Annotated in this window: 13 protein-coding genes; 6 read left to right on the top strand and 7 right to left on the bottom strand. The window is 59.9% G+C overall.

Going from position 1 to position 14,448, the window contains the following annotated elements:
* Nucleotides 1-83: 83 nt before the first annotated feature.
* The 3 genes from LKE90_RS03645 to LKE90_RS03635 form a co-directional block, all read right to left on the bottom strand.
* Nucleotides 84-1,055, bottom strand: coding sequence for an acetyl-CoA carboxylase carboxyltransferase subunit alpha (locus tag LKE90_RS03645; RefSeq protein WP_291490992.1), 972 nt, complete (start codon nt 1,053-1,055; stop codon nt 84-86).
* A gap of 65 nt (nt 1,056-1,120) precedes the next feature.
* Nucleotides 1,121-2,092 carry a tyrosine recombinase gene (locus LKE90_RS03640; RefSeq protein WP_291490919.1) on the bottom strand — a complete coding sequence of 324 codons (972 nt, stop codon included), beginning with the start codon at nt 2,090-2,092 and terminating at the stop codon, nt 1,121-1,123.
* A 62-nt stretch (nt 2,093-2,154) separates the two neighbouring features.
* Entirely contained in the window at nt 2,155-2,424 is a 270-nt protein-coding gene (locus LKE90_RS03635; RefSeq protein ID WP_291490918.1) for a hypothetical protein, read from the bottom strand.
* A 144-nt stretch (nt 2,425-2,568) separates the two neighbouring features.
* Between LKE90_RS03635 and aroB the strand changes: the two genes are divergently transcribed.
* From aroB to alaS, 4 genes are all read left to right on the top strand, one after another.
* A complete protein-coding gene (aroB, locus tag LKE90_RS03630; protein WP_291490991.1) occupies nt 2,569-4,344 on the top strand; it encodes a 3-dehydroquinate synthase in 1,776 nt (591 codons plus the stop codon).
* Between the two features lie 284 nt (nt 4,345-4,628).
* Nucleotides 4,629-5,756 carry an OmpA family protein gene (locus LKE90_RS03625; RefSeq protein WP_291490917.1) on the top strand — a complete coding sequence of 376 codons (1,128 nt, stop codon included), beginning with the start codon at nt 4,629-4,631 and terminating at the stop codon, nt 5,754-5,756.
* An 88-nt stretch (nt 5,757-5,844) separates the two neighbouring features.
* Nucleotides 5,845-6,354: a GtrA family protein gene (locus LKE90_RS03620; protein WP_291490916.1), complete on the top strand. Its 510-nt coding sequence runs from the start codon at nt 5,845-5,847 to the stop codon at nt 6,352-6,354.
* A gap of 110 nt (nt 6,355-6,464) precedes the next feature.
* Nucleotides 6,465-9,122 carry an alanine--tRNA ligase gene (gene alaS / locus LKE90_RS03615; RefSeq protein ID WP_291490915.1) on the top strand — a complete coding sequence of 886 codons (2,658 nt, stop codon included), beginning with the start codon at nt 6,465-6,467 and terminating at the stop codon, nt 9,120-9,122.
* A 386-nt stretch (nt 9,123-9,508) separates the two neighbouring features.
* Here the strand turns inward: alaS and LKE90_RS03610 are convergent, their stop codons facing one another.
* The 3 genes from LKE90_RS03610 to epmA all read right to left on the bottom strand — a co-directional run bounded on the left by LKE90_RS03610 (nt 9,509) and on the right by epmA (nt 11,944).
* Nucleotides 9,509-10,270 carry a fasciclin domain-containing protein gene (locus LKE90_RS03610; protein WP_291490914.1) on the bottom strand — a complete coding sequence of 254 codons (762 nt, stop codon included), beginning with the start codon at nt 10,268-10,270 and terminating at the stop codon, nt 9,509-9,511.
* A gap of 149 nt (nt 10,271-10,419) precedes the next feature.
* Nucleotides 10,420-10,857 (bottom strand): hypothetical protein, encoded by a 438-nt coding sequence (locus LKE90_RS03605; protein WP_291490913.1) that lies wholly within the window; start codon nt 10,855-10,857, stop codon nt 10,420-10,422.
* An 82-nt stretch (nt 10,858-10,939) separates the two neighbouring features.
* Nucleotides 10,940-11,944, bottom strand: coding sequence for an EF-P lysine aminoacylase EpmA (gene epmA, locus LKE90_RS03600; RefSeq protein ID WP_291490912.1), 1,005 nt, complete (start codon nt 11,942-11,944; stop codon nt 10,940-10,942).
* A gap of 142 nt (nt 11,945-12,086) precedes the next feature.
* Here epmA and LKE90_RS03595 point away from each other — a divergent pair, with 142 nt between their 5' ends.
* The gene (locus LKE90_RS03595; protein ID WP_291490911.1) at nt 12,087-13,166 is read left to right on the top strand and encodes a lysine-2,3-aminomutase-like protein; all 1,080 of its coding nucleotides are present in this window, start codon (nt 12,087-12,089) and stop codon (nt 13,164-13,166) included.
* A gap of 43 nt (nt 13,167-13,209) precedes the next feature.
* Here the strand turns inward: LKE90_RS03595 and LKE90_RS03590 are convergent, their stop codons facing one another.
* Nucleotides 13,210-13,614, bottom strand: a complete 405-nt coding sequence (locus tag LKE90_RS03590) for a hypothetical protein (protein ID WP_291490910.1) — start codon at nt 13,612-13,614, stop codon at nt 13,210-13,212.
* 209 nt (nt 13,615-13,823) lie between these two features.
* On the opposite strand from LKE90_RS03590, the gene LKE90_RS03585 reads away from it, so the two are divergent.
* Nucleotides 13,824-14,447, top strand: a complete 624-nt coding sequence (locus LKE90_RS03585) for a thioredoxin domain-containing protein (protein ID WP_291490909.1) — start codon at nt 13,824-13,826, stop codon at nt 14,445-14,447.
* The last annotated feature ends 1 nt before the right edge of the window (nt 14,448 follow it).

Genomic DNA, 14,448 nt, shown 5'->3' with positions numbered 1-14,448 from the left:
CTTTCTTTATGGCTGATAGCCCCAACACATTGTTTACCGAGCCCTTTATCCGACCAGACGATCCCGCCTGATCGGATGTTGCTCTAGCTTAGCGCGCTGCGCCCCATGGCAAGGAACTTTTCGCGTCTCTGGGCGACAAGGGCCGCCGCGCCTTCACTCAGAAGCGGCATGAGTTCCTGTGCAATCGACTGGCCGAGTTTCTCGATCATTGACTGAGGGTCACGCTGCGCGCCTCCGACCGGCTCTTCGACAATCCGATCGATCAAACCCAGCTTCCGCAGATCCTGAGCCGTCAGACGCAATGCTTCGGCGGCGGTCCCGGCCTGCTTCGGGTCACGCCAGAGAATCGACGCACAGGCCTCCGGTGAAATCACCGAATAGATGGCGTTTTCAAGCATCAGCACGCGGTCAGCCGTCGCCAGAGCAACAGCGCCACCCGAGCCGCCCTCACCAATCACGGTGGCAATCAGTGGCACAGGCACAGTCAGACAAGTCTCGATGGAACGGGCAATGGCTTCCGCCTGACCACGGGCTTCCGCGTCAATGCCGGGCCATGCGCCTGAAGTGTCCACAAAAGTCAGAATCGGCAGACGGAACCGTCCGGCCAGTTCCATGAGACGAATGGCCTTACGATAGCCTTCCGGACGCGCCATGCCGAAATTATGCTGTAGGCGGGTTTCCAGATCGGAGCCCCGCTCGGTCCCGATGACGACCACGGACTGTCCGTTGAAACGACCGAGGCCACCAACGATGGCCTTGTCATCGGCAAACTGCCGATCGCCCGCAAGCGGTGTGAAATCAGTGATCAGCCCCTTGATGTAATCAAGGGTATGCGGCCGCTGCGCGTGACGTGCGACCTGCACCTTCTGCGACGGCGTGAGCTTGGCGTAGAGAGCACGAAGCTGCTTCTCGACCTTGTCGGAAAGCTTTCCGATCTCATCGGCGATGCTGACGCCATCACTTCCGCCATCGGCTGCGGCGGCGGTGTTGCGAAGGCCATCGATCTTGGTCTCAAGCTCGGCGACCGGTTTTTCAAAATCCAGAAACTGACGCATGGTCGACGCCGATAGCACACTCACAGACAATTCCAAGCGTGCTGATTTCCCTCACCCGCTCTTTCTTACGGTTTTTTCTCGATAGCGTCTTCGTGCATGGGACTCTGTCCGTCTGCATCGACCGCCCCGATGGCGGACTTCCCCAGCGGGTGATGCGATTCGACGGCTGCCCGCAGACGGTCTGCCTGCACATGGGTATAGATCTGGGTGGTTGCGATATCTGCGTGCCCAAGCAGCGTCTGAAGCACCCGAAGATCCGCTCCATGCGCCAGCATATGGGTTGCAAAGGAATGGCGCAGCACATGAGGCGACAACCGACCGGGATCGATTCCGGCCCGTGCGCCGATATCCGCGAGAATCTTGTCGAATCCCTGCCGCGTGACGGGGCGCAAGGCCGTGCGTCCGGGGAAGAGCCAGAGGCTTTTTCGGGACTCGTCTTCCTGTAACAGCGCCCTGACGGCATCGCGGGCCGGGTCGGACAGAGGGACAAGACGCTCACGCCCTCCCTTGCCACGCACCATCAGCATGCGCGCTTCCTCGCGGAACATATCCCGCCTCAAGGCCAGCAGTTCCGAGATTCGCAACCCGGTAGAATAGAGCAGTTCGAGTGCCGCCCGTCCCAGCAACAAGCGTCGGCGCTGTGCCGGACTGTTGTCCGGTGAAGAGGCTGAAGCATCTATGAGAGCTGCAACCTCATTTTCCGTGAGGAATTTTGGAAGCGTCTGCTCAGGTGACGGCGCATCAAGCTGACTGGCAGGATTATCCTGCCGCCGCCCTTCTCTCAGAAGAAAGAGATAGAACTGGCGGACACAGGAAATCCGCCGGGCAATCGTGCGGCGGGCCAGCTTGTCTGCCGCCATTTCAGCCACCCACCGCCTCAGGGCGTCGGCCGTAGCCGTAGCCAGCGCCTCCCCTTCGGCTCCGAGACTCGCGCTGCAATGCTCCAGATCCCGCGTATAGGCCGCAAGAGTCGCAGGAGCAGCCGCCCGTTCAGCCGCCAGCATTTCCAGAAACGAATCGACTGCATCCTCAGTCACGTTTCTCTCCCGCGTCCCGGCGCGTCTCCGTCAGACGGCCGAAGCACGCCGACTGGTGGCCTTCAGTGTGTCGGCGCTGCTGCCGGAGACGCGGATGGCACTGCCGACGCCGGTGAGGGAATAGGGGCCGCCGAAGGCGCGGTGACGGCTGCCTGTGACGGGATGACGGAAACGGGCGCAGGCTGCGCGGCGGCTGTCAGGCTGGCCACGGAGAGTTCCTTGTGAACCATCTGCTGGGTCGCCGCCGGACCGGACGACACTCCCAGAGAGAGGATTCCACCACAGATGACGACAGCAGCGGCTCCGGCTGCGATAAGGACGATTCGGCGCATTTCAGCCTCGATTCTTTCAGTCCCGCAGCCGGTAATATCCGCCGCGTTCCGACGATGACGTGTGTTTGCCCGCTCTATGTTACGATAACCGACATGTCACGCCCATTCTTACCTGAACGGGGGAATGCAGCCCTGCCGGAGCAGATGCCTGCGTTGCCTCCCTCCCCGCCTCCGGACACGATCCCGGAGCCCGCGCCTGCGCTCCCGCTCAATCTCGATGCGGTTCGCAGCAGCACAGGCTTTGGTCCTCTCTGTGGTCGCAGCATCCTGCTGATCGGCCTGATGGGAGCCGGAAAATCAACCATAGGCCGTCGGCTCGCCCAGCGCCTCGGACTCGGATTTGTCGATGCCGACGCCGAAATCGAGCGGGCGGCAGGCTGCTCAATCAACGATGTCTTCCGCCTTTATGGCGAGGACGCCTTTCGGGACGGCGAACGGCGCGTCCTGAAACGGCTGATCGACGGCCCTTCCCGCGTGATCGCAACGGGCGGCGGCGCTTTCATGAACGAGCAGACCCGCGCGCTCATCCGGGAGCGCGCCATCTCGGTCTGGCTGCGCTGCCCCCTGCCTGTGCTGCTGAAGCGGGTCAGCGGCCGGACGCACAGGCCGCTTCTGAACGGCCCGAAACCGCGTGAGGTGCTCGAACGGCTGATGCTGGTTCGTCATCCGGTTTACGCCGAGGCTGATATCATCGTGCAATGTGGAGAAGACAACGTGGACAACGCCACAACCCGCGTCATCGAGGCGCTGGCCCTGAATCACCGCCCGCGTCGCCTGCCGGTGCGGCTTGAGCGCAATCCTTACGAAGTCGTCATCGGCACCGGCCTGATAGAGCGTGCAGGCGCCCTGCTGGCGACGATGCTGCCGCAGAAGCGTGTCATCGTGGTTTCCGACACGACGGTCGCTGAACTTTACCTCCATCCTCTGCTGGAATCCCTGACAGATTCGGGCTTTGCCGTTCAGGCAATCGTCGTGCCGCCGGGTGAACAGTCGAAATCGCTGAGTGAGTTCCAGCGCGTCACGGACGCCATGCTGGAGCAGAAGGTCGAGCGGCGGACCACCGTCATCGCTCTCGGCGGCGGCGTGATCGGTGATCTGGCGGGGTTCGCCGCTTCCGCTACACTCCGCGGGCTGCCTTTCGTCCAGATGCCGACAACATTGCTGTCGCAGGTTGATTCTTCTGTTGGCGGCAAAACCGGCATCAACACGTCCTGGGGCAAGAACCTGCTCGGCGCCTTCCATCAGCCGACGATGGTGCTGGCGGACGTTTCAAGTCTGGCGACTTTGCCTGTGCGCGAGATTCGGGCCGGTTATGCCGAAATTGTGAAAGCTGGTCTCATCGGTGATGCGGATCTGTTCACCTGGTGTGAACGACATGGCGCTTCCGTCATTTCACAGGACCCCGACGCACTGGCTGAGGCTGTCGAGCGAGCCTGCGCCTTCAAGGCGGCCATCGTGACCGACGATGAGTTCGAACAGAAACCGGAAGGAGGCCGCGCACTCCTCAACCTCGGTCACACGTTTGGTCACGCTCTTGAGGCGGAGATGGGCTATAACGGCACTCTCCTGCACGGAGAGGCGGTCTCCATAGGCCTCCGGCTGGCTTTCATGATCTCCGTGCGTCTGGGATACTGTTCGCAGGAAGATCTCGACAGGGTGACGGCTCATCTTGATGAAACCGGAATGCCTGCGCGGATTTCCCAGCTTGGCCGCACTTTTGAGGCCCGTACGCTTCTTGACCACATGACAAGGGACAAGAAGATGCATGACGGCAGACTCAAATTCGTGCTGGTCCGGGGAATCGGTCAGGCCTTCACCTGTCGGGATGTCCCGGCCCAGGCGGTTCATGATGTTCTTGTGGAAGATGGATGTGCGCCAGATGCGATGCAGACACACGCTGTTCGCGCGACTGACATCTAAAAGCCACATAGGTCGTTACAAAACCATCATCAGCCAGCCATCTACGGACGTTCTGGCTGGGGAAAAACAAGAGGGTTAACACCTTTTGCAACATAGAAAGTTCATGACCCGAACATGAACTGTTGCAAATAAATCACGCCTATGGCGTGTAATGGGTGAAAGCCCCATCAGATGGGTTCCATTCACGGAACCCATCGTTTTATAGGGCTTTTAGACAGCCTGTAGGGGCAAGGGACCGCATTTCATCGGTCCAGCCCAAACAGTTGATAAATGAGGACGAAAAAATGCGTCTCCGCAGTGCGTTACTCGCAACCACACTGATGGCAGCAGCACCGGTTGCTGCTTCCGCAACAACGATCACCGGCCCGTACGTCAATATCGGCGGTGGTTATGACCTGACACAGACCCAGCATGCCAGCACATGGGATCCGGGTTCACAGAGCACCGTCAGCTCCAAGTACCGTCACCAGAACGGCTTTACCGGCTTTGGTGCATTCGGCTGGGGCTTCGGCAACGGTCTGCGCGTTGAGGTCGAGGGTGTTTACAACTACTCCGAAATCAACCACCGCAACGGCGCCGGCGTCGCCAACAACAAGACGCGTGGCAGCGACCAGTCCTATGGTGGCCTCGTCAACGTCCTGTATGACATCGACCTGAAGCAGTTCGGTATCGATGCGCCTGTCACACCGTTCGTCGGTGTCGGTGCAGGTTACCTGTGGCAGCACTACAACCCGACTGACTCGAACTTTGCCAACGGCTCACGTTCACGTCTCGGCGGCACGAACGGCAGCTTCGCGTATCAGGGTATCGTTGGTGCATCCTACGACACGGGCGTTCCGGGTCTGCAGGTCACAACCGAATACCGCATGATCGGTCAGACTTTCTCTGACGGCGCGTTCAAGACCACAGCGTATGCTCCTGGCGGCGCGAAGATCGGCAGCGGCAACACCAGCTTCGATCATCGCTTCAACCACCAGTTCATCGTCGGTCTGCGCTATGCGTTCGATACGGCTCCTCCGGCTCCGCCGCCGGTGCCCGTCGTGGCTCCCCCGCCTCCGCAGGCAGCTCGCACTTACCTCGTCTTCTTCGACTGGGATAAGTCCAACCTGACGGCACGCGCTCGCCAGATCGTCGCTGAGGCCGCTCAGGCTTCCACGCACGTTCAGACGACGCGCATCGAAGTCAACGGCTACACCGACAACTCGTCGGCTCGTGGCGGCGCTGCTGGTGCGAAGTACAACATGGGTCTCTCCCTCCGTCGTGCAAACGGCGTCAAGGCTGAGCTGATCCGTGACGGCGTTCCTGCTTCCGCCATCGACATCCATGGTTACGGCGAAGCTCACCCGCTGGTTCCGACAGGCCCGAACACTCGCGAGCCTCAGAACCGTCGCGTGGAAATCATCCTGCACTGATCCGCTTTCCGGATCTTTCAGGAAACGCTACGAAGAAGGGCGCCTTTCGAGGCGCCCTTTTTTTATGTTTATTGCTCAGGAACCATCCATGGCTGACCGGAAGTCTTCTGTCCTGCGTCTTTTCAGATTCGCAGTGGTCGGCAGTCTGGGCTTTCTCTGGGATACAGGCACCGTCTATGGATTAAGGGATTTCATCGGGCTGAACGCAGCCACCCTCGCCGCTTATTTCGTAGCCGCCAGTCTCAACTGGGCCATCAATCGATTCTGGACGTTCGGCGATGTTGGGAGGCACGACCATCCGGTTCTCCAGTGGCTGCGTTTTCTCTCCGCCAACAGTCTGGGCTTTCTGCTGAATCGCGGCACGGTTTACGTCCTGTTCTTTCTCTCGCCCTTCTGTGTGCACCATCCGGTCGTAGCTCTCGCAGCAGGCGCGCTTGCTGGCATGACAGCCAATTTCAAGCTGAGCGAAAGGCTTGTCTTCCGCGAAAGACCTCCAAAATCTGTCATGGATCTCGCGGAAATCTCAGCCGGCATGGCTGATGCAGAACTCCCACAATGCCCGGATGATGAGTCACCATCGTCCTGTCATCACTCCTAGCCACCTTTCCCTGCTGGCACCGACTGCGCTAATATCGTGCCTCAGATATCTTTCTTGCTTACCGGCTGTCGCTGACAGACGGCAGCCGCCACAGGACGCTCTTCCGCACCATGCCAACAACAAATGAAATCCGCTCCGCTTTTCTGGATTATTTTGCGTCCAACGACCATCAGATCGTCCCCTCGTCATCACTGGTTCCCAGTAATGACCCGACGCTGCTGTTCACCAATGCCGGAATGGTGCAGTTCAAGAACGTCTTTACCGGTCAGGAAACCCGCCCCTACGCGCGCGCCACAACCGCGCAGAAGGTTGTACGGGCTGGCGGCAAACATAACGATCTCGACAATGTCGGCTACACAGCCCGGCATCACACTTTCTTCGAGATGATGGGAAACTTCTCTTTCGGGAATTATTTCAAGCCCGGTGCTATTGAACTGGCCTGGAATCTGATCACGAAGGATTTCGGACTATCGAAAGAGAAACTCCTCGTCACGGTCTATTCGGAAGACGAGGAAGCGGCGGGACTGTGGCGTAAGATTGCCGGTCTGACCGATGACCGCATCATCCGTATCTCGACTTCGGACAATTTCTGGCGCATGGGCGACGTCGGTCCCTGCGGTCCCTGCTCGGAAATCTTCTATGATCACGGTCCCGATGTATTCGGTGGTCCTCCGGGTTCTCCTGACGAGGATGGAGATCGCTTCGTAGAAATCTGGAACCTCGTGTTCATGCAGTTCTTCGAGGACCCACCGGGAACGCGCACGCCGCTTCCCCGCCCTTCGATTGATACGGGCATGGGTCTCGAACGCTTCGCCGCCATCATGCAGGGCAAGCGCGACAACTATGACACCGATACTTTCCGTTCCCTGATCCTCGCCTCCGCCGAGGTGACATCGCAGGACGCGGACGGCCCGTTCAGGGCGAGCCACCGTATCGTCGCCGACCATCTGCGCTCCACAGCCTTCCTGATCTCCGACGGCATCCTTCCATCCAAGGATGGTCGCGGCTATGTGCTGCGTCGCATCATGCGTCGCGCCATGCGCCATCTGCACATGATGGGCACGTCCGAGCCGGTCTTCTACAAGCTGCTCCCTGCCCTGATTCAGCAGATGGGCGCGGCCTATCCTGAACTCACTCAGGCGGAAGCCCTGATCCGTGAAACGATGCGCGGCGAAGAAGAGCGCTTCAAGGCGATGCTCGGTCGCGGACTGTCGCTCCTGACGGAAGAAACGGACAAACTGTCAGCGGGTGGTGCCCTGCCGGGCGATGTGGCCTTCAAGCTGTACGATACGTTCGGTTTCCCGCTCGATCTGACGCAGGATGCTCTGCGTTCAAGTGGTCATCTGGTGGACGTTCCGGGCTTTGAAGCCGCCATGAAGGTGCAGCGGGATCGTGCCCGTGCCGCATGGTCCGGTTCGGGCGACACCGCCGTCGAGACCGTCTGGTTCGAGGCGCGCGACAGGTTCGGCGCGACTGAATTCCTTGGCTACAGCACGGAAACGGCTCAGGCGGAGATACAGCTTATTGCTTCGGCTGGCGTCAGCGTTGAAACCGCCGGACCGGGCACCGAGGTTGCGATCCTTCTCAACCAGACCCCTTTCTATGGCGAAAGTGGCGGACAGGTTGGCGATACCGGTGAGATCGAAGCATCAGGCGTAAAGGTGGCCATCTCGGACACCCAGAAAAAGCTTGGTGACCTGCTGGTGCATTATGGCACCGTCACGGAAGGCACCCTGAAGACCGGTATGGCCGTCACCGCGAAGGTCGATCACGCCCGCCGCTCCGCCATCCGTGCACATCATTCCGCAACTCATCTCCTGCATGAAGCGATGCGTCGTCGTCTGGGCGATCATGTCATGCAGAAAGGCAGCCTCAACACACCGGACCGCCTGCGTTTCGATGTCAGCCAGCCACGCCCGATCACCCGCGAGGAACTGAACGAGATCGAGGCTGAAGTGAACGCCCGTATCCGAGGGAACACGGCCGTCACGACCCGCATCATGACGCCGGATGAGGCTTCGGCCGAAGGGGCGATGGCTCTGTTCGGTGAAAAATATGGCGAGGAAGTTCGCGTCGTCTCCATGGGCGGCAGGGATGCTGACGGCAGCAAGCCTGCGTGGTCAGTCGAGCTATGCGGCGGAACGCATGTCAGTCGCACGGGCGATATCGGCCTGTTCCGGATTTCCTCGGAAACCGGTGTTTCGGCAGGCGTCCGACGGATCGAGGCCGTAGCTGGCTCCGCTGCCGAAGCTGCGGCTGTGGCCAACGAAGAGCGTCTTTCGCAGATTGCCGCGATGCTGAAAGTGACCATGACCGAAGCGCCAGAGCGCCTCGCCACACTTCTCGACGAACGGAAGATCATGGAGCGGAAAATCTCCGACCTTCAGCGCAAGCTGGCGGCCGGTGGAAGCAATGCAACCAAGGTCGAGACCATAGCAGGCATTTCTTTTGCGGGCCGCAATGTCGGAGAAACCCCGGCGAAGGAACTCAAGGGACTGGCCGACACGATCGGCAAGCAGATTGGCGAAGGTGTCGTCGCCCTTGTTTCAACGGCTGATGGAAAAGCCAGCGTCGTGGTGTCCGTCAGCCCGGCCCTGCCAGAAGGGATTGACGCCGTCTCCCTCGTCAAGGCGGCAAGCGAGGCTCTTGGCGGCAAGGGTGGCGGTGGACGTCGGGATATGGCGCAGGCAGGTGGGCCGGATGTCGGCGCAGCCGATGCGGCACTCAACGCCGTGCGTGCCGGAATTGAGGCCGCTGTAAGCGCCTGACCAGCAGGAACTGCTAACCACCATCCGGGTAACACGTGTCATGTTATCCGGATGGTGCGTCATTTGTTACACGAAAAATTTCCGTGCTCCGACGCTGCCTGACCGAAGAAACACGGTCAGGTTTTTCATGTATTATATTGATAATAAAAATAAAAATAGTTTTCATGCAGGACCATTCAATGGACACCTGACAGAGAGATTCTTGAGAACGACACCCGTGATCCAGCCTGAACGGATACCGCTCTAACAATCTTCCGCACAGTCAGGCCCATCCGGTCACTGGCTGGTTACGCGACCTCGAAATGGAAAGTGGAGGTGCCTACCCGGTTCTCTGAACGTCCGAAGCCGACGTGCATTATTCACACGTCGGACCAGTCTGACTGAACTCAGTGTGTCGCAGGCAACGGTGTCGCAACGACGCCTTTGGAGGCGGCAGGTTGAACGACGGGCTGGGCCGGAAAGACAGGAGCAAGCGTTGACTGCGTAAAATACAGAACGCCATTGGACTGGGGCACGCCTGTCACCCAGAGATGATTGCTCGCACCCGAAGCGTTACTGATCAAAGGCTGACCGGAGGTTGCATCCAGCGAAAAGGTCAGCGGAATTCCGGCAAGTGTCTTCAGGCTGAAGGCATGCGTCGGCGATTTGGCGAGACGGTTCTTGATCTTCGCCACGGGCCACTTTCCCGGAACGATTGTGTAAGAAATCAGAGCTTTCAGGGCTGACTGGTTGGCCGGGTCAAGCAACCCGTTCCGGAACTGCGCCGAATAGTGCGCCAGAGGCTCGTTCGGAATGGCGAAGACCGTGTAGGGTCCAGCCTGCTGCAAGACTGCGAAATAGCCGGAAACGTGCAGCGCCTGAGCATAGTTCGCCAGTTCGATCGCCTGTGAAACAGCCTCCGAGATGGGACGGTCACAATAGATCGGCGTTTCCGGGTCGGCATAGGCAATCCGGCTGTCCGGCGCCTCTTTGTCGCTGGCCGGTGTGTAGTTTCTGGTGCCGGACACTGTCGGCGCCATGAACGAGCAGACGCTGCCTACCTGCTTGTAGGAATCCTGCCGTGCATTGCTCTGGCATCCTCCGACGGACAGCGCCATTACCATAGCAGCGCCTGCCGCGCTCCACTGCACTGCCCGCTCTGGCCGCATACTGAATCCCCGTTCCAAATCCCGTGCCCCCGCCCCGGCGGGTGCTGTTCTTTTACTCTCTATGGGGTCCGGGTTTCGTATCTGTAAATCCCTGCCAGACCGCAAAGGAGGATTACTTCTTTTTTCAGGCCTCTGGAAAGTGGAGACGATCAGCAACCGTCTCCCCGCATGGTCCAGCCGCGAACCAGTCCGTCAGACAGCTCAAACGTGGTCTGACAGACGGAGTTGTAATAGCTGGGCGGAAAACCGCCGCCCATACCCATACCCCAGCCGCCCATGCCACCCCATCCTCCCATGCCGCCCCAGCCCCAGCCGGGTCCCCAGCCAGGACCGCCCCAACCCCAGCCCCAACCCATGCTGCCCGGGTAGTACTGGGTCTCGTTGTCTATGTAGGCGAGGAACAGGTGATTATTGGCCATGAAGGTCCGTGTCGGCACGCCGAAGGCGCGCACGACGTCCACTTCCGTCTTGCCTACAAGGGCGTCAAGCTGACGACGCTGCTCCTTTGTAGGGCCAGAGCAGGCCGTCAGAGAAATCAGAGTTAAGGAAGCGAGCGCCAGAAATGGCCCGTTACGCCTGATGCTCATGACAAATTCCCCTAATTGTTTCTCCTGCATGGTCAGGCCGGAGAGGATGACGACAGTGATCGGACAGGATGCTGGCGCGAAATCACTCCAGCCACAAGATATCTGACAGACGTGGCGCACCCGTGGCCAGCATCACCAGCCGGTCAAACCCGAGCGCAATACCGGATGTGGGCGGCAGATGAGGCAGGGCCGCCAGCAGATTTTCATCCATCCGCCAGTCCGGACGCTCAGGATACAGCAACGCCCGCCTGTGACGATCGTTTTCGAAACGCGCCCTCTGCTCGCTGGCGTCGGACAGTTCCTCAAAAGCATTCGCCAGTTCAATGCCGCCGATATACAGCTCGAATCGGAGCGCCACACGCGGGTCCGCCGGACACCGGCGCGCCAGCGCCGCCTGACTGGCGGGCCAGTGCGTGAGAAAGGTCGGCCTGTTCCGTCCGATCACAGGCTCCACACGCTCCAGAAGCAGCCGAAAGAAAAGGTCCTCCCATTCTTCACCCGCTCTCAGGACAACACCCGCCTGCTCGGCCAGAGCTTCCGCGTCATCCGCTGTGGCCAGAACATCCGCTCCGACATGACGCTGGAAGGCTTCCGCGACTGTCAGCCTTTCAAAGGGCTCTTCAATCGGGATCGCATACCCGTCTCGCTGGACGACTGGAGGGAGCATGGTGCGGACCAGCAGTTCCGTCTCATCCATCAGATCTTCAAGACCGGCCCCCGGCCGGTACCATTCCAGCATGGTGAATTCAGGCGAATGTAGCGCGCTTCCCTCGCCATTCCGCCAGACGCGGGCCAACTGGAAAATTTTCAGCCCCGTCGCGGCGACGATCCGTTTCATCGCAAATTCGGGACTTGTGTGCAGGAAAAGCGGCACCCGCTCGCCAGTCGGAGCTTCCCGTTCCGTGGCGAACACATGCAGATGCACTTCCTCACCGGGAACAGGCACCGCATAGGGCGTCTCGACTTCGAGATAGCCCCGGGCATCAAAGAAAGCCCGCAAACCCTGCACCATCAGCGAACGGCGACGCAGCAGAGGCAGACGTTCCGCTATCTGTTCAATACCGCCCTTTGCGCCATCCGTTTTCATCCTGAAGCTCCCCGTTTTCAACATGCCTCTCTGCGAGAACCGTGCAATCCTATCAGGCAAGGCGATCGTCGGCACGCCCCGTTTCCTGCTCCTTCCTGCCCGACATTGCCCAAACACAGACAAACCCATTAGAAGCGCGCCCATGTCCTCGTCAGCTTCTCCCATCGCTCGCCATGGGACACATCTCTCTACTGCCGGCACGCTCCGCTCCCCCGAGGAACTGGTCGGGGCTGGTCTTGTAGGGCACGAGCAACTGCCCGCCATCGCCCGTGTTGCGGAACAGTATGCGACGGCAATTCCGCCAGCCTTCCTGAAACTGATCGAGACACCGGACGATCCGATCGGCGTGCAGGTCATCCCCTCACCGAACGAACTCCATACAGCCCCTCATGAACTCGCCGACCCGATTGGAGACGATGCACTCTCACCGGTTCCCGGCATCGTTCATCGCTATGCCGACCGCGCCCTGCTGAAACCGCTACTGATCTGCCCTCTTTACTGCCGCTTCTGTTTCCGGCGCGAACATGTGGGACCGGACGGAGGACTGCTCGACGAAGCCGCCCTTGAGACCGCGTTCAACTGGCTGCGTGAAAACACCGCCATTCGTGAGGTGATTCTGACAGGTGGTGATCCGCTGATGCTCTCGCCAAGGCGGCTTGGGCATATCATGAGCGAACTGGCCGCCATACCGCACGTCACAACCCTGCGGATTCACAGTCGCGTGCCGCTTGCCGCGCCGGAGAAAATCACCGAAGCGCTTCTGGATGCGATGGATGCGGACAAGGCGGTCTGGCTGGTCGTTCACGCCAATCATGCGCGCGAATTCAGTCTTGCCGGGCGTGAGGCACTGAAACGAATTCTGCGCCGAGGCATTCCCGTTCTGGGCCAGTCCGTTCTTCTGCGCGGCGTCAATGACAGCGAAAACGCTCTGGAAGGACTGTTCCGGGCCATGGTCGAGAGCAGGATGAAACCCTACTATCTGCATCAGCTCGACCCCGCTCCCGGCACGGCACGCTTTCATGTGCCCATTGAGGAAGGTCGCCGACTTCTCGCGGGGTTACGGGGGCGCGTAACCGGACTGGCCTGGCCGACATACGTGCTGGATATTCCAGGCGGATACGGGAAGGTGCCGCTGGGACCGGACTATCTTGAGCCCTCTCTGGTCGAGGTCAGCGATCCGAACGGACACCGGCACGCCATCCGCACACCGGACTCTCTCTGAAACTGCGTCCGTGTGGCAGCCGAAGCCACCACACGGAACGGAATCACATGTGAGTCGTATCGGGCCCAGGCTGCCCCTGCGGAACAGGGCCATTGGTCTGCGGCGCATTGACCTGCGGCACAGCGGTTGTGGGGTTCATTGCGCCCGGCTGGGTTGAATGTTCGACATCATAAGCCGTGGCCTTCTCGGCGTAGGTGCCTTTCGCGCCCGGATGTTCCTTGTCGTAAAGCACAGCCTTGGCGCGGGCTTCCTTACGATAACGGTGACGCACATACATGCCGGTCACACAACCGCCCAGAGCGCCCAGCACGCCATGATGATTGGCAACATGACCACCCACGGCACCAGCAGCGCCATACTTGATGCAGCCACCGGGTTCGGCATGCGCGACCGGAACCACACCGACAGCCATCACAGCCGCGAGGGAAAGAGAGAGAAGTTTTTTCATTGCAGCGCCATTTCAAGAATGAGGTTCCGCTCGGTAGAACCAACTCTCCGAGAGTGACTCATAATTGCGGCAGAAACCAGAACAACGACAACACTTTGTAATATTTCCGGACCACTGATACCTTTTGTGGACTTGACGTTCTCCTGTCAGACCGGTCATGACCTCCGGCAGTTTTCTCAAGTGGCCCTGTTTTTGCGGAGTTCCATGTCATGTCGCTTACACGCCGTGCCCTGCTTGCACTCGCCGTTCCGGCCACATTCGCCCCGAATCTGCTCGGTCGGGCGATGGCCGCCAACACGACGGACCCTCGTATGGCTCCACGCGCCTTCGGCAACCCGAACGCCAAGGTGGTGGTTGAGGAATGGTTCTCCTTCACCTGCCCGCACTGCGCCCGGTTCGAACTGGATGTGTTCCCGGAAATTCGCAAGAAGCTGATCGACACAGGCCGTATCCGCTATGTTTTCTGCGACTTCCCGCTTGATCGCACGGCACTGATGGCCACACAGGTCGCCCGTAGCCTGCCGCTTGAGCGTTATGAGCCGTTCATGACATCGCTGTTCTCCAACCTCGACCGCTGGGCCTATGGTGAGAACGTCAATCCGGAAGAGCAGCTCCGCAAGATGGCCGGTCTTGCGGGCATGTCACCAGCCGAGTTCGACACAGCCGTCAATGACGTCGCTTTCCAGAACGCCATCCTCGCCGAACAGACCCGCGCCGAGAAAGACTACAAGATCGACAGCACGCCGACCTTCCGCTTCAACGACGAAGTCTATCGTCAGGGTGAACTGACCTACGATGCGTTCGAGAAAAAAGTCATCGCGGCAGGCGGCTGAG

Origin of the sequence: Acetobacter sp., assembly GCF_022483985.1 — a bacterium.
Lineage (GTDB): Bacteria > Pseudomonadota > Alphaproteobacteria > Acetobacterales > Acetobacteraceae > Acetobacter.
This window is presented reverse-complemented; position numbering and strand designations above follow the sequence as displayed.

Bases quoted from the DNA above. Each gene is read 5' to 3' on its own strand.
- LKE90_RS03645 (WP_291490992.1), bottom strand. From the start codon at position 1,055: ATGCGTCAGTTTCTGGATTTTGAAAAACCGGTCGCCGAGCTTGAGACC.
- LKE90_RS03635 (WP_291490918.1), bottom strand. From the start codon at position 2,424: ATGCGCCGAATCGTCCTTATCGCAGCCGGAGCCGCTGCTGTCGTCATC.
- aroB (WP_291490991.1), top strand. From the start codon at position 2,569: ATGCCTGCGTTGCCTCCCTCCCCGCCTCCGGACACGATCCCGGAGCCC.
- LKE90_RS03625 (WP_291490917.1), top strand. From the start codon at position 4,629: ATGCGTCTCCGCAGTGCGTTACTCGCAACCACACTGATGGCAGCAGCA.
- LKE90_RS03620 (WP_291490916.1), top strand. From the start codon at position 5,845: ATGGCTGACCGGAAGTCTTCTGTCCTGCGTCTTTTCAGATTCGCAGTG.
- alaS (WP_291490915.1), top strand. From the start codon at position 6,465: ATGCCAACAACAAATGAAATCCGCTCCGCTTTTCTGGATTATTTTGCG.
- LKE90_RS03610 (WP_291490914.1), bottom strand. From the start codon at position 10,270: ATGCGGCCAGAGCGGGCAGTGCAGTGGAGCGCGGCAGGCGCTGCTATG.
- LKE90_RS03605 (WP_291490913.1), bottom strand. From the start codon at position 10,857: ATGAGCATCAGGCGTAACGGGCCATTTCTGGCGCTCGCTTCCTTAACT.
- epmA (WP_291490912.1), bottom strand. From the start codon at position 11,944: ATGAAAACGGATGGCGCAAAGGGCGGTATTGAACAGATAGCGGAACGT.
- LKE90_RS03595 (WP_291490911.1), top strand. From the start codon at position 12,087: ATGTCCTCGTCAGCTTCTCCCATCGCTCGCCATGGGACACATCTCTCT.
- LKE90_RS03590 (WP_291490910.1), bottom strand. From the start codon at position 13,614: ATGAAAAAACTTCTCTCTCTTTCCCTCGCGGCTGTGATGGCTGTCGGT.
- LKE90_RS03585 (WP_291490909.1), top strand. From the start codon at position 13,824: ATGTCGCTTACACGCCGTGCCCTGCTTGCACTCGCCGTTCCGGCCACA.